The sequence below is a fragment of the Shewanella psychrophila genome, from assembly GCF_002005305.1.
Taxonomy (GTDB): Bacteria; Pseudomonadota; Gammaproteobacteria; order Enterobacterales; family Shewanellaceae; genus Shewanella; species Shewanella psychrophila.
Map to the genome: position 1 here is coordinate 4,996,322 of NZ_CP014782.1, position 22,875 is coordinate 5,019,196.

At 45.5% G+C, this 22,875-nt stretch carries 18 protein-coding genes; 8 read left to right on the top strand and 10 right to left on the bottom strand.

Annotation, left to right across the window (positions count from 1 at the left end; genetic code table 11):
• Nucleotides 1-2: 2 nt before the first annotated feature.
• On the bottom strand, nt 3-692 hold the full coding sequence (gene rsuA / locus sps_RS21720) for a 16S rRNA pseudouridine(516) synthase RsuA (protein WP_077754396.1): 690 nt from the start codon (nt 690-692) through the stop codon (nt 3-5).
• Between the two features lie 423 nt (nt 693-1,115).
• Here rsuA and sps_RS21725 point away from each other — a divergent pair, with 423 nt between their 5' ends.
• The 4 genes from sps_RS21725 to sps_RS21740 all read left to right on the top strand — a co-directional run bounded on the left by sps_RS21725 (nt 1,116) and on the right by sps_RS21740 (nt 5,292).
• The gene (locus sps_RS21725; RefSeq protein WP_077754397.1) at nt 1,116-3,200 is read left to right on the top strand and encodes a M13 family metallopeptidase; all 2,085 of its coding nucleotides are present in this window, start codon (nt 1,116-1,118) and stop codon (nt 3,198-3,200) included.
• Between the two features lie 201 nt (nt 3,201-3,401).
• Nucleotides 3,402-4,190: a RelA/SpoT domain-containing protein gene (locus sps_RS21730; protein ID WP_077755813.1), complete on the top strand. Its 789-nt coding sequence runs from the start codon at nt 3,402-3,404 to the stop codon at nt 4,188-4,190.
• Between the two features lie 65 nt (nt 4,191-4,255).
• A complete protein-coding gene (locus sps_RS21735) occupies nt 4,256-4,657 on the top strand; it encodes an SMI1/KNR4 family protein (protein ID WP_077754398.1) in 402 nt (133 codons plus the stop codon).
• 134 nt (nt 4,658-4,791) lie between these two features.
• A complete protein-coding gene (locus sps_RS21740; protein ID WP_077754399.1) occupies nt 4,792-5,292 on the top strand; it encodes a DUF4447 family protein in 501 nt (166 codons plus the stop codon).
• Nucleotides 5,293-5,411: 119 nt separating this feature from the next.
• On the opposite strand, the gene sps_RS21745 is transcribed toward sps_RS21740, so the two are convergent.
• The 9 genes from sps_RS21745 to sps_RS21785 all read right to left on the bottom strand — a co-directional run bounded on the left by sps_RS21745 (nt 5,412) and on the right by sps_RS21785 (nt 17,175).
• Nucleotides 5,412-6,444, bottom strand: a protein-coding gene (locus sps_RS21745) for an IS630 family transposase (RefSeq protein WP_169915688.1) whose coding sequence is annotated in 2 segments (ribosomal slippage) — nt 5,412-5,979 and nt 5,978-6,444 — 1,035 coding nt in all. Because the reading frame shifts where the segments join, the coding sequence is not laid out codon by codon here.
• Nucleotides 6,445-6,530: 86 nt separating this feature from the next.
• Entirely contained in the window at nt 6,531-7,154 is a 624-nt protein-coding gene (locus sps_RS21750) for a glutathione S-transferase family protein (RefSeq protein WP_077754400.1), read from the bottom strand.
• Nucleotides 7,155-7,258: 104 nt separating this feature from the next.
• The gene (locus tag sps_RS21755; RefSeq protein ID WP_077754401.1) at nt 7,259-9,802 is read right to left on the bottom strand and encodes a TonB-dependent receptor; all 2,544 of its coding nucleotides are present in this window, start codon (nt 9,800-9,802) and stop codon (nt 7,259-7,261) included.
• A 277-nt stretch (nt 9,803-10,079) separates the two neighbouring features.
• A complete protein-coding gene (locus tag sps_RS21760) occupies nt 10,080-10,790 on the bottom strand; it encodes a response regulator (RefSeq protein WP_077754402.1) in 711 nt (236 codons plus the stop codon).
• A gap of 44 nt (nt 10,791-10,834) precedes the next feature.
• A complete protein-coding gene (locus sps_RS21765; protein ID WP_077754403.1) occupies nt 10,835-12,454 on the bottom strand; it encodes an ATP-binding protein in 1,620 nt (539 codons plus the stop codon).
• A gap of 168 nt (nt 12,455-12,622) precedes the next feature.
• A complete protein-coding gene (locus sps_RS21770) occupies nt 12,623-14,158 on the bottom strand; it encodes a tripartite tricarboxylate transporter permease (RefSeq protein ID WP_077754404.1) in 1,536 nt (511 codons plus the stop codon).
• 4 nt (nt 14,159-14,162) lie between these two features.
• The gene (locus sps_RS21775) at nt 14,163-14,651 is read right to left on the bottom strand and encodes a tripartite tricarboxylate transporter TctB family protein (protein WP_077754405.1); all 489 of its coding nucleotides are present in this window, start codon (nt 14,649-14,651) and stop codon (nt 14,163-14,165) included.
• 105 nt (nt 14,652-14,756) lie between these two features.
• Complete coding sequence (locus sps_RS21780) at nt 14,757-15,740, bottom strand: tripartite tricarboxylate transporter substrate binding protein (protein ID WP_077754406.1); 984 nt, start codon at nt 15,738-15,740, stop codon at nt 14,757-14,759.
• Nucleotides 15,741-15,834: 94 nt separating this feature from the next.
• The gene (locus sps_RS21785; RefSeq protein ID WP_077754407.1) at nt 15,835-17,175 is read right to left on the bottom strand and encodes an OprO/OprP family phosphate-selective porin; all 1,341 of its coding nucleotides are present in this window, start codon (nt 17,173-17,175) and stop codon (nt 15,835-15,837) included.
• A gap of 518 nt (nt 17,176-17,693) precedes the next feature.
• On the opposite strand from sps_RS21785, the gene sps_RS21790 reads away from it, so the two are divergent.
• The 4 genes from sps_RS21790 to sps_RS21805 all read left to right on the top strand — a co-directional run bounded on the left by sps_RS21790 (nt 17,694) and on the right by sps_RS21805 (nt 22,854).
• Nucleotides 17,694-18,875: an NRAMP family divalent metal transporter gene (locus sps_RS21790; RefSeq protein WP_149027438.1), complete on the top strand. Its 1,182-nt coding sequence runs from the start codon at nt 17,694-17,696 to the stop codon at nt 18,873-18,875.
• A gap of 29 nt (nt 18,876-18,904) precedes the next feature.
• Nucleotides 18,905-20,401, top strand: coding sequence for a serine hydrolase domain-containing protein (locus sps_RS21795; RefSeq protein WP_237157906.1), 1,497 nt, complete (start codon nt 18,905-18,907; stop codon nt 20,399-20,401).
• Between the two features lie 98 nt (nt 20,402-20,499).
• Nucleotides 20,500-20,964 (top strand): YehS family protein, encoded by a 465-nt coding sequence (locus tag sps_RS21800; protein WP_077754409.1) that lies wholly within the window; start codon nt 20,500-20,502, stop codon nt 20,962-20,964.
• 201 nt (nt 20,965-21,165) lie between these two features.
• Nucleotides 21,166-22,854, top strand: coding sequence for an NAD-dependent malic enzyme (locus sps_RS21805; RefSeq protein WP_077754410.1), 1,689 nt, complete (start codon nt 21,166-21,168; stop codon nt 22,852-22,854).
• Nucleotides 22,855-22,875 lie beyond the last annotated feature (21 nt).

Consider the following 22,875-nt stretch of genomic DNA (forward strand, 5'->3'; position numbering starts at 1 on the left):
AACTAGACCGAGGCTACCTCTTCATCGGTCAGGAAACGCCACTCGCCAGGTGCTAAGTCATCGTCTAGCACTATTTTACCGACGCTTTCTCTATGTAGACCGACGACTTTATTGCCTACGGCGGCAAACATACGCTTCACCTGATGGTATTTACCTTCGGTGATGGTCAAACGCGCTGTATGAGTATCGATAATCTCAAGCACTGCGGGTTTAGTTAGACCATCTTCATTTCTCAGCTCTACGCCTTGAGCGAACGTCTCGATTAATGAGACTTGGAGTTCATCGACCAATGTGACCAAATAACACTTACCGCAATCTTTCTTTGGCGAGGTGATCTTATGTGACCATTGCCCATCGGTAGTGATCAACACGAGTCCTGTGGTATCAATATCTAATCTACCGGCAATATGCAGAGTATTTGCTTTCTCAATATCGAGCAGGTCAATAACTGTTGGGTGCACCTCATCAAACGTGGCACAGATAGTATCGACGGGCTTATTAAGCATCAAAAACCTTGGACCAACCACAGAAATAACCTCGCCATCTAAACAGATAGTCTGCCCAACTTCTACTTTAAAACCTGAATTTTTAACCACTTCGCCATTGCAAGTCACATCACCACGATGTAATGCTTTCTTAGCTAATGAGCGAGTGAGCTCAGTCGATTCACAGATAAATTTGTCTAAACGCACTTAAATTTCTCAAGTTTCAAATAAAAAGTGGCGCCATTATGAAGGGCTATCCCCTAAAGGGCAAAACTTTAACAAGCTAGGCATGCTGCCACCTCAGTCAATTGAGTTTCAGCAGCGATGAATTTTCTGACCAAATTCATCGCTAACGTGAAAGGAAACCTTTACTTACACATGTTGCCTCTACATCTAGTTCGCTCTAGACTTTACACCTTGTTTATATTCCCCAATTCGACTTAACATGTGTGCCAGTATGTCGTTTAATATCACATATTTGAGCATTGGGTATTTAGCCGTCAAGTAGTAACATTTCACTCGGTTATCAAAGTAAACAAGCGCTCAGCAAAGCGACACACGAATTATACCTATTAGTATTAAGTGACATAAATATAAATGACCCAATAAATGGGCAATAAAGGATACAGCATGAAGAAAGTACTCGTTGGAGGCTTATGTGCCTCACTGATTGTAGGCCTGGCGGCATGCAACAATAAGGAAGCTGAAGTTAAAGCCCCTGAAACAAGCAAAACAGAAACGGCTGCAGCGGTTGAAATGGCGTTAACGTCAGGAATCGACTTCGCTAACTTCGATAAGTCTATTCGTCCTCAAGATGACTTCTACGGCTACGTTAACGGTACTTGGCTCAAGAATACCGAGATTCCCAGTGACAGAACCAGCACTGGTGCTTTTTATGATCTCCGTGAAAAGTCACGTGACGATGTTAAAGCCATCATAGAAGAAGTCGCCGCAACGCCTAATCTTATTGCCGGAAGCGATGAACAGAAAGTAGCCGATCTTTATCGTTCATTTATGGACACAGACACACTCAACCAACTCGGCACTGCACCAATTCAAGCCGAACTGGATAAAATTGCCGCCCTTAAGACCAAAGCCGATCTAGTTAGCTATTTCGCCCATAGTCAAATCATAGGCAGCGGTACCCCATTTGCCTTCTATATCGATGTAGATGCTAAAGACTCAAGCCGCTACGCCACACACATATGGCAATATGGTCTCAGCCTGCCTGAGAAGGATTACTATTTCAACGAAGGCGAACGTTTCGTTAATATTCGTAAAGCCTTCGTCGAGCATATAGAAAAAATGTTTACCATAGCAGGTTTTAAAGATCCTAAGGCCAGCGCAGAGCAGGTGTTAGCACTGGAAACTGCCATAGCTAGCAGACATTGGGATGTAGTAGAAACCCGTGATAGTACTAAGACCTATAACCTTTATCAGGTTAAGGATCTCGCTAAACTTGCACCAGATATCGACTGGACTGGATACCTGACGACCTTAGGCGTCCAAGATCAAAAAGATATCATCATCAACCAGCCTAGCTTTATCGAAGGATTCAATGAAGTCCTTAAAGCCAATGAGTTGTCGACCTGGCAGACCTACATGAAGTGGCAATTACTGACTCATTTCGCTGGTGAAATGACGGGTAAGTTAGATCATGAAAACTTCGAGTTCTTCTCTAAAACATTGAATGGCCAAGCCGAGCAGCAACCTCGCTGGAAGCGTGGTGTGAGCACGGTCAACAACCTACTAGGTGAAGTCGTTGGTAAAGTTTACGTTAAGCGTCACTTTGCTCCAGCCGCGAAAGAGCGCATGCAAGTGCTAGTTGAAAACTTACGTGGCGCTTACGGCACCAGTATCGACAACCTAGAATGGATGAGTGCCGGCACTAAAGTCGCCGCCAAAGACAAGTTAGCAAAGTTTGATCCTAAGATAGGTTACCCAGACAGATGGGAAGACTATTCTAAGCTGACTATCAAGGCAGACGATCTCATCGGTAACAACATTCGCGCCAATGAGCTTGGACACGAGAAAGAGCTTGAAAAACTGGCAGGCCCAATCCGTAAATGGGAATGGCATATGACGCCTCAAACGGTCAATGCTTACTATAATCCAACCATGAACGAAATTGTATTCCCTGCGGCCATCCTTCAGCCACCTTTCTTCAACATGCAAGCCGATGATGCGGTTAACTATGGTGGTATCGGCGCGGTGATCGGCCACGAGATGGGTCACGGCTTCGATGACCAAGGCGCTAAATTTGATGGTGAAGGCAACATGCGTGACTGGTGGACTGAGCAAGATCTCTCAGAGTTCGCCATTCGCGGCAAAGCACTCGTCGCACAATATAATGGCTACGCTGTATTTGACGATCTCAACGTAAACGGTGAGCTAACCCTTGGTGAGAACATAGGTGACTTATCCGGTGTGACTATCGCTTATAAGGCATACAAGAAATCACTTAACGGTAAAGAAGCACCAGTTATCGATGGACTGACCGGAGATGAGCGTTTCTTCATCGGTTTCACTCAGATCTGGCGCGCTAAGATCAAAGAAGAGTCTATGCGTAACCGTGTAGCAACCGATCCACATTCACCGGCTAAGTTCCGCTCACTGGGCGCACTATCCAACATGCCCCAGTTCTACACCACCTTTGACGTGAAAGAAGGCGATGCTATGTACATAGCTCCCGAAAATCGTGTAAAGATTTGGTAATTGATAAATAACTATTTATATTTAAAAAGAGTGCCTTAGGCGCTCTTTTTTTATGCCTCAAACATTATGAATAGATAATGAACAAAAGTTAATTTGCCGTTCAGCATAGATTAAGCACTTGAGGCATAGATTAGATGCATCGTTTAGTTTTACTTCGTTTTTCTTTCAGGTAATGAGGCTAATTTGATGTTGATAAATAGTATGAATCGCTTGTTCCGCACCTTCTTTATTTTCCTTCTCCTTCTGTCCACCCGGCCAGGATTCGCTGCCACAAACGAATTTCAATCTAATATAAAAGAGAAAAGTGATAGCTATGCCGTCAGGCAAGCAATCAGTAAAGATCTCTCTGGACTCACATCGATATCAAGCCTTGAATACCATCCACCTAGGCAGACCAGCACAGATCTAGACTCCCTCTACTCCCAAGCGCAAACAGCCCAAGATGAATTGACACAAATTTTAAAACAGATTTCCACAGCGAATCAGATTGAAACACAAGTTCCCGCAATTAAAAGTTATTCCAGAGCCAGCGAGAAGGTCAGTAGTAAACATGCTGGTGATGCGAGCCTACTCACCGACCTTGCCAGAGCCAGCATAGTAACCAACAATATCCACGACTTGGTGACCGCCTATGAGGCCTTAACCAGTCAAACTCAGATCATCAAGGTAAAAAACCGTTTCGCTTCACCTAAAGACTCGGGATACCGGGATCTTAATGTGCTCATCAGGCTACCTAAGTCTCAGATGATTGCCGAAGTGCAACTGCACTTGAGTGAGATAGCTAACATCAAAAATGGTGCCGAGCACCAAGTTTATGAAGATGTGCAAACCATCGAAACTCTAGCCGTGAATCAAGGCCGAGCATTGAACGACATTGAGCAGGCCCAAATAACACGTCTTCGCCAAGTGTCTCATAAGCAATATCACAAAGCTTGGCTACAATATAAACGCATCGATGCTGCAAGCTTGATCACGGCATCAGCAGCCTAAGCGCTAACAAAAACCATTCAGACCATATATAATGCGTCTATAAATAAATAATCAGCGAAGAGACAATGCACGAGATCATAGAGCAACTTCAGGAACTGAGTGAAACCGTTCCTATCCCTTTAGAACTCCCTACATTTGAACAAATTGTAGTGGTCGAAGAGGAAATTTTAATGCCTCTTCCTGCCGAGCTAAAGGAATATCTACTCTATGCCAGTAATGTCATTTACGGGACACTAGAGCCGGTAACCGCCAGCGACCCCTATTCCCACACTTACCTTGCCGAAGTCACAGCCTATGCTTGGTCAATCGGCATGTCACGTGAGTACGTAGCCATATGTCAGCAGGGGAATAGTTTTTATTGTATCGATCAGGAAGGTCAGGTCATGCTCTGGAGCGAAGATGAACTCGAAAGCGAAACTTGGGAATCTTTCTGGCAATGGGCCGAAGAAGTCTGGTTACAGAGTTAAATATCAATAACTAGATTCTAAGTTCTAAGTTCTAAGTTCTAACGCAGCGTATTTATCTATCCGAACACGGCTTGCACTTGCACTATATAGTGTGAATAAGGCCTCGGATAGACACTCAAATTTATGGAAAAAACATGTCAAAGAATGCCGGTCTAAATGCCATCGAAATTACGTTCCTGCGTCTATCTCTGGGTCTGACACAGGCTCAAGTAGCCGAGCTAAGTAAAGCCAGCGAAAACGATGTCATCGCCTGGGAAGCAGGTGAAAAGCCCGTATCAGGACTTGCAGAAAAGAAGCTATTAGAGATCGATGAGATCATCGAAATGCAGGTGCTCAACACCTGTGATGGCATCGAAGAGTTATTCAAGCAAGAGCCTAAGCGTCGCCTAAGCTTTGTCGTCTATCCGACTCAAGCTGTCTACGCCCAATATAACCCTGAATTCTTAGGCTCATTGCCACTGACCGAACTTTATAGCACATCAGCTTGGCGCATCAAGAAAGAGTGTAAGCTGGTGCTTGAAGTGGAAGTAACGCTAGTAGCACTCGATGTAGAAGCTTATAAAGCTTACCGCGAGAAGGAAGGTTTGAAAGAAAGCCGTGAGATCAGAGCTAAGTGGGCTGCGACACAGATATAGCTGCCAGGTTCGAGGTTCGAAAGCATAAATGAAAAAAAGCATCTGAATAGATGCTTTTTTTACGCCTACTCTTTCAAAAGGCCGCTCAAAAGACCGTTTTATACCATTCCATCTTAACATTAAGTCATTATTGCCCAGTCCCTTCGGCATAGTGACACCACTCTTTTTGTATCACTAATGAAACAGTTCCAAGCAATCGAACAGGCATCCACTATATCCTCGTAACCTTTGAAACTGCGATTAGCAAGGTGATGTTGTCGTAACCAACTCCATACTTGTTCTATTGGGTTTAGCTCTGGTGAGTACGGAGGTAACTTGATGATACTTAGATTATTAAATTCATCCGCTATATCATCGGTATGCCAACCTGCACCATCCATCACAACAACAGCATGTCGACCAGCCTTTGTTCTTTGGGATATCAGTGATAGATGTTGACGCATAATGTCCTTACTTAGGTATGGCGTAATTATCGCTTCAGTCTCTCCTGTTTGTGGGCAAACAGCACCAAAGAAATGGACATATTCAAATTGCTGCTGACGCACAGCTCTTGGACGCGTCCCTTTTCTCGCCCACAAGCGTGTCGTACTATTTTGTTGACCAAATCGAGCCTCATCCTGAAACCAAATATCTACCCGTTCAAGCGCCACACTACCAGGGATGTTAAGGATCGTTTCCAGTTGGAACTTTTTTAAAAGCCATTTGGGCTTCAGGTGATTGCTTTGGATGCTTAGAACGACTAGTTATCCAGCTAAAACTTAACTGTTCCAGTAGTTTGTAAATCGCATTCGGGTGGTAGTCGACATTAAAGCGTAGCTGAATATATTTTAGGATAGCGTCACCTGTCAGTCTGCCTCCAGAGGAACTTATGCTTTGTTCTTCTATATATGCACTTAGTTGCTGCTTTTGGCTTGAGGTGAGGTAGCTATCACGGCCCTTATTCTTTTTGGCATCTAATCCTTTGGGGCCGCTCGCAAGATATTTTGCTACCCAGGCGTTAACACTGCCACGGGCTACTTTTAGTCTCTCGGCGACATCTGTTCGGCTATGCCCCTCTAGGAATAAGGCTACTGCCAGTAATCGGATCCGTTTACGCGGCTCTTTTTCTGCTCTAGATAAGATTAAAATCTCTTCAGCGGTATAGTTTTTCAAACGGAGATACGGGTTATTTGCGATACCTATATTAGATCACAACTCATTACTGATTGGTATTAAAATATCATACCAATCGGTATAAGCTATTCGGCACCCGCCATCTCTTTCTCTAGCGCTTTCGCCATGGCTGGTCTCGCCGCGATTCTATCACGATATGCAGCAAGCTTAGGCGGAATAGTTTGCTCGAATCGAGTCGCCCAAACTAAGGTGTGCGCCAGTAAAATATCCGCGACACTCAACTCATCGCCTAACAGAAAATCAGATTCTGGCAGCCAATTTTCGGCAATGCCAGCCGCCTTATCAAACTCCCACTTAGCCACAGCAAACATACTCTCTTGGCGTATTTCTTCAGGCAAAGCAAACTTATGCTTTCCTATCGTCCATAACGGCTGCTCAAGTTCAGTGGTGATAAAACTTATCCACTTATGATGCAAAGCTGAGGCATCGCTGCCAAGCTGGGGTAACAGCTTTCTGTCGCCATATTTCTCGGCTAAGAAGAGAACAATAGCAGCGGACTCGGTCACAACTAACTCATCATCGACTAATGCGGGCACTTTACCGCAAGGGTTCACAGCAAGAAAATCTGGGCTGCGACTATCGCCTTTAGCAAAGTTAATATAGTGATACTGCCAATCTAGCCCCAACTCTTCTAACGTCCATGACACACGTAGTGAACGACTTCGGGGTACTCCATATAACTTGATCATTCTCACTCCCATTAATGACGTACTAATAAAAAGGCTACACCTAATAGCAATAACTATAAGTTGTAGCCTGTAACAATATACTCAAGTTCACTTAATTTGAAAGGTTAAAAATTCATCGTCAGCTTAGTATAAACATATCGACCCAAGGGGTTATGAACCGCCATCGCATAACCATAGAGATCGGCATCGCCATCACCTATGGCGAAAGGTGGCTCTTCGTCGAACACGTTATTCACGCCGACACTTAATTTAAACATCTCGCTGAAGCGATATGAGCCCGACATATCCACCAATAACTGAGACTCGACGGTACGCGTCTTATTGAAATCATCAAACTCACCTATGTAACTCAGGTTAACATTGGCGGCAAAATCATCCACCATCCAGTTTGTCGTCGCCAACCAACGGTTCTCGGGATACTCATAACCACCGGTATAATCGACGGACTCTCCGCCGATCTCTTTCTCGAAGTTATGCATATAACTCCACTCTAAGCCAAACTTAATGTCCCCATAGCTATCCAGCCCCAGTCTATAATGGGCTGAAACATCCATGCCCTGCACTTCTTGGGAACCTAAGTTAACGAAACTTGAGTGAATAACATCGATTGGCCCTAAACTCTGACCAGGCTGAGCGGCTGAACGTTCACACACACTGCTATTTTGATCGTTACAATTAGCGTCATAAATATCGCTCAGCTGTAACTTGTCTATCTTGTTATCCTGGACAATGCTGAAAATATCGAAGCCCAGATCAAATTGCTGACTAGGTGCCCAGATCATGCCGACGTTCCAGGTTTCAGACTCTTCAGCTTCCAGATCAGGGTTACCAGCAAATTCCGTGTTGTAGTCCAAAAGTTCACAATCCACACCATCGGCTGCACAGCGATATTTATCGATAAAGAAGTTACTTTCCTCAGACGGGCCTAAACCTATCTGAGCTAAAGAAGGTGCCCTAAAACCTGTAGACCAAGAAGCACGAGCGGTAAGATCTTCCGTCATTCCCCATTGGAACGCGACCTTAGGATTAGTGGTCGAGCCAAAATCACTGTAATGATCGTAACGACCTGCTAGTTGTAATTCGAAGTTATCGGTTAAGGGAATCGAAAATTCCACATAGGCCGCATATTGATCTCGAGCAGCCTGGGCAGAAACCGCTTCAGTACCGAAAATCAGACCTCTTCGAAACTGCTCATCGGGTATATCACTGACATCTTCCTCACGATATTCCGCGCCCGCTGCCATCATGATGTCACGCCCCCCTAAGGTGAATGCCTGACCAGTAATGCTGGCATCATATGAGGTGATATTAGATTCACCTTGGCGTACTAAGCTAGTGGTGATGCGATCTATGACTTCTTGAGAGTTATACGTGCCACCGAAGGGGTTATAGTTGCCCGCATCGATCTCTGCTTGCAGATAATCGGTTCTGACCCAGCCCTGAGACCTATCCCCCGTCTGAGTCGATTCGCTGCGGCCTCTTTGAGCAGATACTTCCCAGTCCCAGTCATCGATCATGCCGCGAAGTCCTACCACTAAACGCATAGAGTCAGACTCGATATCCCAGCGACGGGCACCGGCATCGACGGTACGATAGCGACCTATTTCAATGCCCTGTCCCCAAGGGTTATCCGGATGAGTGCTAGGAACGGTAAGCCCTGCATCTTCATCGAGAGGGGTTGGAGCCCCCCCTGCTTCAGAGGTGTTGTGCTGTACCGCAAATTCAAGAAACGCTGTTAATTCATCATTAAAATCATAATCAAATTGCCCGATAGCACCTACACGCTCAGATTTGGGAATAGTGAGGTTGTATGGGCCATAATCAAACAAACAACTGCCGCTTGCAGTTGCTGAATCAGCAGGACAATCAGGGTCGATAGTCTTGACGCCGTTGACATAAAAATAGCCGGGGAAACCACGAGAAGAGCGATAATCTTCGCCACCATAAGGACTCTGATTCGCCGTACCGAAACGGCCCATCTCACTGGCAGCCAGTGTATCGTTCTTGAAATAATCCAAAATTATCGACGCACTGCCCTGTTCAGACTTTATCCCCCACACTAAACTAGCAGTCTGCTCACCATAATCAGTACCAGTGGCATCGCCTAAGCCCAGATTGATTTCTATCCCCTCGATATCTTTCCTTAACACGATATTGACCACACCAGCGATAGCGTCAGAACCATAGATAGCGGACGCGCCATCTTTAAGAATATCGATACGCTCGATAGCAGATACAGGTATGTTGTTAATATCGACGAACGAATTGGTAATCCCCTCGGCAAAGGCCGAAGCAGCTACGCGGCGTCCGTTAATCAAGACGAGTGTTGCATCAGGGCCCAATCCTCGCAGACTGATAGACGCTCCGCCGTTCGCTGTAGAATCCTGACTGTTACCACGAGTTGAAAATGCACCTGCACCGTTGGCAGGCATACGTTCAAGTAATTGCTGCAGGTTATCGAACCCCATATTAGCAATATCTTCCTTACTGATGGATTGAATAGGCGACGGACCTTCGATATCGGTACGTTTGATACGCGATCCGGTCACTTCGATTCGTTCGACGGTTTCAGCTGCCGCATATAGATCATTAGCAAACAGTGAGGTGATAGCCAGGGCGCACAGGCTTGGTGTTATTACTTGCTTCATTGTTATCATCCTTTGATATTATTATTTTTCAATCACTTGACTACAACAAAATTCAGTCAGACGTCTGATTACTCGTGCAAGTATTAACCTATCGCCTAAATTAGAAAAGTCAAATAAAGCAGACTCTTAGAAATAAAGAGTTACAAACTCTATTTATAGGGTCTATAAAAGCAGAGATGACTATGATGCAGATAAAGGCGCGCGCCTCACTTGAAGCGCAAAGATGATAACCCAATGAAATAACTCTATAAGAATGAAGGTACTTAAAGGAAACTACTCAAATGAAGATATAACGACGTTCTGGACGACCCACGGTGCCATATTCGATATCGGCTTTCACCCTTTCTACGGATAATAGATATTCCAGATAACGCCTGGCAGTCGTTCGACTGATCCCAATACGGTCAGCCATGACTTCCGCCGTATATGCGGTGGCAGGCTCGCGCTTAAATGCACTAATAATCTTCTCTAGGGTCAGGCTATCGACTCCCTTCGGCAGAGGCGCATGTTCGCTTTTTTCTAAACCCGTTCCAGGTTCTTCATCATGTTGAAGACCAAAGAAAAGATCCACATCTTCCTGCTCGAATGCCTGCCTGGTCTCGAGTTTCTCTGAATAATCCGCGAAGCGTTGCAGGGTCTGATTCAAGCGTGAAAAAGAGATAGGCTTAAGAATATAATCGAATACACCTGAGGCCACAGATTTTTGGATAACCTCCACATCTTTGGCGGCCGTTAACATCACTACTGTCGGCGCATTCTCCTGTATCTCCTGACGAATATATTTAATCACATCCAAGCCGCTACTCGAATCTAGGCTGATGTCCAAGAATACGAGATCCGGTGCGAAGCAATCTATGACATCTATCGCCTCTGTCACGTTCGAGGCAACACCTATGACCTCATACTCTTCTCGTTTGTCGATGGTTTTAGCTAAGATAGCGGCAATCCTGGCATCATCCTCAACTATCAGTACGTTTTTCATCTTCATCAGAATACCTTGCTCTTGTTCTATTCATTATTGGTTCTGCTTGCTTATGATCTTTTTGCCAGCTGCTTGGGGATATACACAGTCATGATGGTACCGCCAGCCCTAGCATTAGATATCGATATCGACCCGCCTAACTGAGCGAGGGCATTTTTTACTAGGTACATACCGATCCCATGCCCCATCTCTGCCTTAGTGGTTTCACCTAGTGCAAAAATATTCTCTTTCAAGTCGCTACCTATACCGCCGCCTGAGTCTACAACCTCAAATATCAGGTCATTACCTATATCTGTCATATGCAAATTAACCATATGAATTTTATCTCTGTTTTTAAGACTGGCATCGAAGGCATTATCTATAATATTTCCCAGAATAGTGACCAGTTTTTCTCGCGGTATATTCACAGGAATATCATTGAGACTACTATCGGGCTCTATGATAAACTCGATATTACGCTCTCGGGCTTGATTGTATTTACCCAGAAAGAATCCCGCCATCACAGGATCTTTTATGGTCGCAATCAAGAACTCTATCATCTCCTGATATCCCGAGCTTTCACTGGTGATCAACTCCAGCGCCTCATCGACGGAGCCAATCTGGATAAGGCCTCCTATGGTGTTAAGCTTGTTTGAGTACTCATGGGTCTGCACCTGTAACATGGTAGAGAATTGCTGCACCTGAGACAGTTTTCTACTCAGTACCACTATGTCATCCTTAAGCCTGAAACTGAGCACAGCTCCCTTGTTCTCGCCGTTAATCAACAATGGGGTCTTAGTTAAGATCATCAACTGATCGTTAATATCCACTTCAATATCCCGCCAGGATAATCCGGCATTGTCGGCGCTAAGTATAGGAGAGAGTGATAGCAGGCCATCGATAGCCTTACCTACAACCTTGTCTCTGTCCGCTTTGCCGATAAGCTTCAAAGCAACCGGGTTGACACTGGTTATGATCCCCGCTTCGTTAATCACTATGATGGCTTCAAGAATGGAGGCCAGCACGGCCTTACGCTCAGTATAGGTTCGGGCGATCTCTTCGGGTTCCAGCCCGAAAATGTCATCACGATAACGTTTAGAGATATAGATGGTTATCCCCACTCCCGCCAAGAGTATTAAGCCAAAAAAGAAGTGAAAATTACGCTTAAACTTACCGACGACTTTATCGATATCTTCTTCGAGAAAGCCCACCGATACCAGACCAATAATCTCACCATCGGGAGAAAAAACAGGACTCTTACCGCGAACTGATATGCCTAAAGATCCCATTGCCTTTGAAATATAGGACTCACCGGAAATTAAGGCCTGACTGTTATCTCCACCCACCATTTTCTTACCTAGCTTACTCGTATTTGGGTGGGAATAACGCACCCCGTCAACATCACCGACGACAATGAACCTGGCTTCAGTGTTATGGCGAATAATCTCCGCGAAGGCTTGTACCGAGGCGCTGTCTTTATTGATAAGCCCTTGAATAATTATGGGATGATGAACTAATGATTTGGACAGGGCTAAAGCACGTTTTCCAATCTGCTCTTCTAGATTGGTTTGTAGACTATAAGTTGCAACGACCCCTAAACCGAATGTTTGTATTATGATCAGACTCAAGGAGAAGAAGGCCAGACGATTGTGTAAACCTAAATTTTTAAACGTTGAGACGATAGAGATCATAATTTTATCCTGATCGAAAACTCCTTTCTCGAATTGGTGTTGTGGATACAAAATACGATAATAAGTTTTCTGTTAACGGTTTGTCAAAAAAGTAACGTAAGAATAAAGGAGTGTAAGCCGCACCCTACTGCACTTCTTACGTTACAAAACTTGATTGGAACTCTTTAGTTAATTCACTTCTGCAGGCTTGTTTCTCCCCCTGCGTACAAACTCAGATAGCTTAGGCAGCAACAAGATCAAGGCCGCAACGATAAGAATCGTCAATGTGATGGGCCTGTCCCAAAGGAATGAGATAGAACCGTCGTAAAGCGTCAAAGAACGACGCAGGTTCTGCTCTAACATGCCACCTAAAATGAAACCCAGAATCAAGGGGGACATGCCAAAGTTGAGTAACCTGAGGCCGATAGCAATCACAGAAAACCCCGCCATCATAAAGATATCGAAGGCGTTGAACGACACCAGATACACACCTATTAAAGAGAAGAATAAGATCAACACAGTAAGCAGTTGCTTAGGCAAGGTTAGTGCCTTGGCTATGTAAGGGATCAGCGGCAGGTTGATAAATAGCAGCACAATATTGCCCAGATACATAGACACGATAACCGACCAAAACACTTCAGGATTATCGAGAAACAACCTAGGGCCAGGCTGGATGCCATAGGCCATCAAGGCACCCAACATAACAGCAGTCGTCCCCGAACCTGGAATACCTAAGGTTAACAGTGGCACGAAGGAGCCACTGCAGGCAGCATTATTGGCCGTCTCGGGAGCCGCCAATCCACGTAGACTTCCCTTGCCGAACTTTAACTTCTCTTTAGCCGATGCCAAATTACGCTCCAGTCCATAGGCCAGAAATGATGCAATGGTCGCCCCAGCTCCCGGTAGCACACCGACGAAGAACCCCAGTACGGATGAGCGCGCCACAGTAGGGGCTACCTCTTTAATCTCTGCCTTGGTAATTTTCAAGCTACCGACCTTAGTCGAAGCAGCTTGCTCTGCCGACGCTAGCTCACCTTCCTTAGCCTTACTCTTGGCTATGATAGACATCAAAGCTTCCGAGAGGGCAAACATCGACATCGCAATCAAGAGAAAGCTGATCCCGTCCAGTAAATCTATCTGGCCGAAAGTAAAACGCTCGACACCGGAAGCCTGATCCGTGCCTACAGTCGCCAACATCAAACCCAAAAGAGTCATCATGATGGATTTGAGGAACTGGCCCTTATTGGAGAATGCCGCTATCGCAGTGAGTCCCAACACCAATAAAGCAAAATAGTCCGGCGACTGAAAACTCAGTGATACCTTAGATAACATGGGCGCCGCCACCAGCAGGAAAACCGCGGCGATAGTTCCACCACAAAAAGAAGAATAAGCCGCTAACGCCAGTGCCTTACCCGCTTGACCTTGCCTGGCTAAAGGATAGCCATCGAACGAGGTCGCAACCGTTCCGGCCACTCCCGGGGCATTGATCAGAATTGATGAAGTAGAGCCGCCAAATATAGCGCCATAATAGACACCAGCCATCAAGATCATCCCAGATGATGGGTCAATTCCATAGGTTATAGGGATCATCAACGCGATGGCAGTGATCGGTCCAAGGCCTGGAAGCATGCCGATAAATGTACCAACGAAGCAACCAAAGATAACAAATAGGATGTTCTGCATCGAAAACGCAGTCTCAAATCCCAATAATATTCCATCATGCATAGTCTTAGCTCCAGATATCGCCGGTTGAAAGATAGATACCGAGTAACTGAGTCATGATTGCCCAAAAGACAATCACCACGGGCACCGAGGCGAGAAACAGTATTTTGGGACGACGCTCACCTAAGATGAGATAACCTATGTTCAAGAAGACGATAGTAGACAGGATGAAGCCCAGGGCTTCGATGGTTGCGCCGTAAAAAAACATTAAACCAATAAGTGCACCACACTGGCTCCAGCCCTTACGGTCAAAATAGGGCTTATCTTTATTTTCCGTCTTTAAAGATACCGACCTTCTTTCTTCAATTATTGCTAGGAATAACGCCAGAGCCGACACCAACATGGCACTGACAGCATAGATTTTTGGCATCGTCTGGGAGGTAAAGACATCGTATTCTTCACCTGGATATAGGGGTATTTGAGTAGCGTAGTAGCCATAACAGACGCTAAATATGAAAAAAAACAGCGCACCAAGCTTGTCTTTACTGATATTCATAATATTCACCATTTATAGTATTTTTTAGTTAGGTGTTTCCCTGCCCGTATCCATACAAATAAGATGCAGGCAGAGAGTCATGCTTTGTGTATTTTGGTTAAACGATTACCTTAAGAAACCTAGCTCCTTCATCAGGCCACCAATCACTTGCTCCTGGTGCTCCAGAAACTGGTAGAACTCGCTATCCGGGTTATAAAGATTCACCCAACCATTACGATCCTTGATCTCATTCCACTCAGGAGTTCCCTGAACGCCACCAAGAAGCTTGGCATAGGCTGCCACTTTCTTATCTGACATAGAGGGAGCCGCAAAGAAGCCACGCCAATTAGCGAAGACGACGTCATAACCCAGCTCAGTCAAAGTTGGCACATTAGGGACTGCCTCGACACGCTTTGGCGATGTAATGGCCAGAATTCTCACCTCACCACTCTGAGCCATGTTCAATGCCTCACCGACACCCGTCGACAAAATTGCCGTTTCACCCGATAACAAACCTGCCATCGCCTTACCACCAGCATCGTAAGCCACATAAACCAAACGCTTCACATCAACATCGCCCGCTTGCATCGCCATAGCTGCAACCAAGTGGTCTAAGCTACCTCGAGCCGAACCGCCGGAGAACTTCACCTTTCTCGGGTTAAGCTTAAAATCGGCAACCACTTCATCCCAATTCTGATATTTTGAGTTTGCCCGAACCACGAAGGCACCATAATCGGCAATGGTTCCTGCCACAGGTTTGAGATCCCTAAAGGACTGCGGAAACACCTTAGTCAGTGAACGAACAACAATAGGTGTCGAGTTGACCATCAAGGTATCGGTTTGCTTAGCCGCGGTTTCAATCATGTAAGCGATGGCTTTACCACCACCGCCACCAGACATGTTCTGGTAAGAGGCATTGTCTATCATGCCGGATTTGAGCAAGGCCTCGCCTGTACCTCTGGCGGTGCCATCCCAACCACCACCGGGGCCTCCCGGAATTAAAAAGTGGATCTTGCTTGTATCGATACTCTCGGCCGCGCTAACCGCGCCCATTCCCATGGCTAATATTACAGCGGCTATAGCACTAGAGGTAAATTTGGTCAGTTTCATGACTTTCTCCAAAAATTATATTGATGACTTTTCTAAAAATAAGCTGAGCTTGGTGCGAGCCTTAGTGTTCGCACCTATGTACATAAGCACTTATTTAGAAAAGGTATTGCGCTCTTAGTGTCATGGCATTACCGCTGTCATAATCTCCAACTAACGCTTGAGTCCCCGGACCGCTAACATCAGACATCAAATAGTTAGCCATAAACTTAATCTTCTTATTGAGGTAGTAGTTCACACCTATGGTAGCCACATCAGCCTCTGTACCTTGGGTCTCAGAGGTGGCATCGAAGTTACTCATACGCGCAAAGACTTCCCAGGCGCCATTGGTAGAAAGTGGAGTCGGTGAGCTAAAGACGCCGCGTTTGGCATATTTACGGCTTTCACCTGTGATGAAGTAACTGGCTGTCACATAATAACCATCGAAGGAATCATCGTTGACCGAGTCGACCGCCTCTACGTCTCGTACAGCGTATTCAGCCTGCAAAGATACCGGGCCATATACCCCGGCAAACTCTAGTCCCCACTGCTGCAAATTATCCACTGCATAGGTATCCCCGCCTGCCGCATAGTTCACCAGACGTACATTGGTTTCCCGTACCTCACCACGAGCGAATTTGGCTGACAGATCATTGCCGCCCATATCACGATGAGATCCCCACAAGCCGAAGTGCAATACTTCACCTTCATTATGAACCGGAGACCAGGTCAAACGACCTGTGTAAGAAAGTGCTAACTTATCGTTTTCATCTTTACCAGTTGCGCCAAATGAGCCGCCCTTGTATGCACCTATGGCGTAGCGTAAACCTGAATCTTTGAAATATTGATACGCCGCCACACCATATTTAAAATAAGGAGACATGGTATTTGACAACATAGAGCGTGAGATCCCCGTAATATGCTTACTGCTGGTAAGCGCTTCCATGCTGATATCTTCACGGATCTTACCTAGCTTAATCACAGGCCCCCCCTTAAAGCCCTTGTATCGCAGGCGCGCCATGGTGATCTCGGCGCCTTCGGAAAAATCGAGCAATAACTTATAATCCCAGTTATCTGCTTGGCCTTCTACAAAGGTTCTTACGCGCCTGGGAAACAGATCTGAGCCCGTTTCACCGCCATTATCGGCATTGTAAACGCCATCAAATGCGTTGTAATCAAGCTGGAAACGTCCACCCATTTCGAAACTGTATTTGCCATCTTTACTGACAACTTCTAAGCCACCGCCAGAGGTCGATATTTCACTGACGGATAGCTCATCTAATTTTTCACTTAAATTTGCGACTTGCTGTTTTAAATCTTCTATTTCACTATTATCATTCGCTAATACCGATGTTGGTATGGCAAAGACACTTGCGGTAAATATTGCCGATTTTGTTAATTTTCCTAATCTACCTTTAATAGAGCGAGTGTGGCTCAACTTACTGTTTTGATAGGCCATGAGGGTCCCTTCCACTTGTTGAATTGTTTTTATTTTCAATCGCTTGCTATATTCGCCGATTTAAAACCAGAGTCATCACTGCGCAAGACTTGATAGGTTGCTAGTGGAGGGGTGTTATGTAAATGTTTAATAAATAATGGCTTTTAAATTCATAAAAACAATTAACAACATAAAGCTCACAAAATCAAAACAAGTGTAAGTAGGTTACTGAAGGGACTTTAAACAGCTGCTGGTCGATCACCTGCCTAAATAGCCTTACCAGCAAAAATAAGGCTTATCTAATAAACTCTTCACCTTCTGTCCAAAAACTTCTTTTAATATTCATACTAGGCGTGTCATATTCGACGGCCCTATATATTAAGATAAAAATAACCAATAAGACGTTATGGAGCCGACACAAGAACATGAATGCAATGGATAAACCGCAAAATGACCCGAGTTTAAATACTCCCCCAAACACAGGGACTCAATTGTCTAAAGTCAAATACCTACTCAGCGCATTAGGGCCAGGCTTACTGATGGCCGCAGCAGCTATTGGCGCCTCTCATCTTGTTGCCTCCACTCGTGCAGGCGCTGAGTTTGGCTGGCAACTAGCCTGGGTTATCTTAGCGGTTAACTTGCTAAAATATCCTTTCTTCGCCGCCGGCGCTCGCTACACAGCATCGACTGGAGAGAGCTTACTCCACGGGTATCTTAAGCAAGGAAGAGGCTACCTCTTACTTTTTACGGGTCTCAACACCATAGCCGCCGTAGCAAGTACGGCCGGAGTGGCCATGCTAACAGCCGCCATGCTGACCCTCTTCGTTCCCCTCTCCATCGATCTGCTGGCGCTCATTGTACTGCTATCGAGTCTGGCTCTACTTATCTTTGGTCATTACGCTCTGCTCGATAAGCTCACTAAAGTGATCATGCTGTGCCTGACTATCTCAACCCTCATTGCCGTCGCTCTGGCCTTCAACGCTCCCTCGGTCATCAGCCCAGACTTTGTCTCACAGTCACCTTGGCAGTGGGGCTATATCGGTTTCCTCGTCGCCATGATGGGTTGGATGCCAGCCCCGATAGAGGTCAGTGCCTGGAACTCGCTATGGCTATTAGAGAAAAAGAAAACGACTCCAATAACCAAAGAGCAAGCCATCTTCGACTTTAACTTTGGTTACCTGACAACTGCAATTCTCGCTATCGTCTTTCTCGCCCTTGGCTCATTAGTTATGCATGGCAGTGGCGAGCAGTTTTCCGCATCAGGGGCTAAATTTGCCAGCCAACTCATAGACCTATACAGCCAGGTTTTAGGCAGCGAATCACGTTATCTTATTGGCACTGTCGCCCTACTGTGTATCTTCAGTACCACAGTGACTGTCATCGACGGCTACAGTCGCACCCTGAATATGGGCTTACGTTTACTGACTAAAACCCAAAACACTGAAAAAGGCTTAACCAGAGTCATGCTAAGCATCAGTGCAATTGGCTTAGGTATCATATTGTTTTTTAAGGGAGCCCTACTGCCGCTATTAGAATTTGTAATGATTTTAGCTTTTATGACCACTGTCATTTTTGCTTGGCTAAACTATAAATTAATGACCAGTTCTGCTCTGGCTGAATCAGACCGCTACGGCTGGAAAATGAAATCTCTGTCTATGTTAGGCATGACCTACCTGGTTGGTTTTGCCCTGCTGTTTATCTACTGGATGGCTACTAAATAAGTGAGTATGAAATGCAGTTAAGGACAAGGATGCGCTTACAAAACACTCTACTAAGCAGTGTAGTACTGAGTGCATTAGCGCTGAGCCCCACCAGTTATGCCGATTTCCCATCACTTAAAAATGGTAAAAAACAGGCAGAGAATTCGGATGGCCAAACTAAAAATGAGCCAGTGGCAGCACCACAAAGCATCGAAATATCCATAAAACAGGCTATCGACACCTCTCAGCAGCCATTCAGTGGTAGCCTACTTCTGCTAAAAGATGGCAAACCTCTCCTCACTGTAAACAAGGGCAGAGGGATCACCCGAAATTCAAGCTTCGTTATTGCCTCCTTATCTAAGCAGATAACGGCAACCTTGATACTGCAAGCCGTCGATGCAGATAAACTCGATCTGAGACGCTCCATCAATAGCTATCTCATTGATGGTGTGGACTTAGATGCTGATGAGATTCAAGGGGGGAATAGTGACGCTTATTCAGACACAAACCCTGAGCAAGATGAGGGATTCAGTGCAAAATTTGAGACCGCCCCGGAGCCAGCTATTGAAGCAGATGCAATTCTTGAACCAGGAAAAGCCCTTGAATCTGGAATAGCACTCGACGATAACAGCGAACTCGGAGCAACAGAAAATACCGACTCAGCACTCTCGCTTCAGCGAGCCAGTTCGCCACAAGATACAAGTTCATCGCAACAAGCAATCTCGTCTAAAACAGTAGATTCGCCTACTATCATTTACGGCATCGATGTCGAATCGGCACGAAATAAATCCAGTTTCGACCCACATAGATACAATGAAAACATCACTCTGCATCACCTGCTAAGTCACACTTCCGGCGTCTCAAAATTAGGTAAACCAAACCGCTTCGAGCCTGGTAGCCAATTTCAATATTCCAATTTTGGTTACTCCCTATTAGGAGAGATTCTTGAGCAGGTAAACCAACAGACTTTAGCTCAACAGATTGCCGATTTTAAGCTAAACAACCAACTCGGTGGCCTTTATGCAGAAGTCGGCACCATAGATGACATACGCCAGCGGGCCCCCTCTCTCACCATAGGGCTCACTGAATCTGGAGGTGGATTAACTCCCTCGGGGATCGAGATAACCGAATCTTTGCTCCCTGCCGGAGGATTGATTGCCACGACTAAAGCCTTTGCCGCATTTCAGCGCAAATTACACTCGGGTAGACTCATCAGCCCCCAAAGCTACCAGCTGATGACAAGCTCACATACAGACATTGAGTTTCTATGGCCAGATATGAGTTACGGTTACGGCCTTAGGATTAACCGAGAAGATGGCATAACAGAGTACAGCCATACTGGCTACCTAGCAGGGTACATGTCGATGACGCTACACTACCCTGAGTTTAATTTGGATCTGGTGATGCTGGAGAATATCTCATTAAACGTCAATGACCTCGACCGGGTATTTGAACTGCATAACCAAATACGAGCGAATATCAGAGAATCACTTATTTATAGTAATAGCCATGAAAATAAAAAACTCATGAGCAAAAAAGATAAATAGACAGTACAAATAAATCCGAGACTCAGGACTAAAGTCGGCTATAATTGCCGCCACAAGATCCCGCAGCCGCGGAATCAACTAATGAAAGATAAAGACTTATGATTAACAACGATATTTTACGCCGACTACGCTTCGTGTTCGATTACCAAAATGCCAAGATGATCAAAATCTTCGCCAAGGTTAATCAAGAAGTGTCACAAGAGCTTCTTCTTAACATGCTAAAGAAAGAGGAAGAAGAAGGTTACCAACCTTGTAATGATAAGACCATGTGTCAGTTCCTTGATGGCCTTATCATAGAGAAGCGTGGCCTGAGAGAAGGCGCAGAGATCCCAGAGCCAGTATCACAGATCAACAACAATCTTACCTTCAAGAAACTAAGGGTTGCTCTGGAGATGCGCGAAGATGACATCATCAGCACATTAGCTCTGGCCGATTTCAATATGTCTAAATCTGAACTGGGGGCGCTATTTAGAAAACCAGGCCATAAGCATTTTAAAGAGTGTGGCGATCAGGTTTTACGTAATTTTCTTGCTGGTTTGTCTATCAAGCATCGCGGTAAATAACAGGTACTTTTAACTAAGTTGCCCAGCCATAAAAACACAGCCTAGGCTGTGTTTTTTGTTTTAAACGCTTCCACATTGTGAAATGAAAAAAAGAGATAAAAAAGAGCTAAAAAACGCCTGCTAAACAGAACAAAGATCACATTTCGTGATAATCTTGCCAGACTGACAGCATCCATAATTAAAATTATCATAAGGTTTCCAATGGACGATCATAAACGCCCCCTCTACCTTCCTTTTGCAGGACCTGCGATTCTTGAAGCCCCCCTTATCAACAAGGGCAGCGCATTCACCGATGAAGAGCGTGTCTTCTTTAACCTAGAAGGCCTGCTGCCTCATGTTATCGAAACCATCGAAGAGCAGGCATCTCGTGCTTATGATCAGTACACCAACTTTACCAATGATCTCGATAGACACATCTATCTGAGAAATATTCAAGATACCAACGAGACACTCTATTACCGTTTGGTTCAAAACCACATCACTGAGATGATGCCTATCATCTACACACCGACTGTTGGTATGGCTTGTGAGCGTTTCTCGAAGAACTACCGCCGCAACCGTGGGCTGTTTATCTCATACCCACATAAAGACCGCATCGATGACATTCTCAACAACTCGACGCGCCAGAAGGTGAAGATCATCGTTGTTACCGACGGTGAACGTATTCTGGGTCTAGGGGATCAGGGAATTGGCGGCATGGGGATCCCCATTGGTAAGCTGTCTCTGTACACAAGTTGTGGCGGGATCAGTCCGGCATATACCTTACCGATCACCTTAGATGTGGGTACCGATAACCCGCACCTACTTGAAGACCCTATGTATATGGGCTGGCGTCATCAGCGCATCGGCGGTGAAGAATATACCGAATTTGTTGAAGCCTTTATGCAAGCTGTCAGCCGCCGCTGGCCTGATGCCTTGATCCAATTCGAAGATTTCGCTCAGAAAAATGCCATGCCACTGCTTGAGCGTTACAAAGATCAATACTGCTGCTTCAACGATGATATCCAAGGCACTGCAGCCGTGACCGTTGGCTCACTGCTGGCTGCTTGTAAAGCCGCTAAGAGTCAATTACGCGATCAACGAGTCGCCTTCCTAGGTGCTGGCTCTGCGGGTTGTGGTATTGCCGAAGCTATCGTGGCACAGATGGTATCGGAAGGTATCGATGAAGCCAAAGCTCGCAGCCAAGTCTTTATGGTCGATCGTTGGGGACTCCTGCAAGACAACATGCCTAATCTGCTTAATTTCCAGCAAAAACTTGCTCAAAAATCAGAGTCGATTGAAAGCTGGCAGACAGAGAATGGCAATGTCAGCTTGCTAGATGTGATGAATAATGGCAAGCCAACTGTACTAATTGGCGTTTCCGGTGCACCTGGCCTATTCAGCGAAGAGATCATCAAGGCGATGCATAAGCACTGTCCTCGTCCGATTGTCTTCCCACTGTCTAACCCAACCAGTCGCGTCGAAGCCACACCAAAAGATGTGCTTCACTGGACCAATGGCCAAGCACTTGTCGCGACAGGTAGTCCGTTTGAGCCTGTGGTCATCGATGGTAAAACCTTCGAAATTGCTCAGTGTAATAACAGCTACATCTTCCCAGGCATAGGCCTAGGTGTACTGGCCGTTGGAGCTAAGCGTGTCAGCGATGAGATGCTAATGGCATCGAGCCGCGCACTCGCTGAATGTTCACCATTAGCAATTAATGGTGAAGGACCGCTATTGCCACCGCTTGAAGATATTCAGCGCGTAAGTAAGCATATCGCTAATGCCGTGGGTAAAGTTGCTGTCGAGCAAGGCCATGCCCTGCCATGTACCGATGAGTTGCTAGAGCAATCTATCGAAGCAAACTTCTGGACAGCAGAGTATCGACGTTACAAGAGAACGTCTTTCTAACTCTTCTCTAGCTCGTCATCC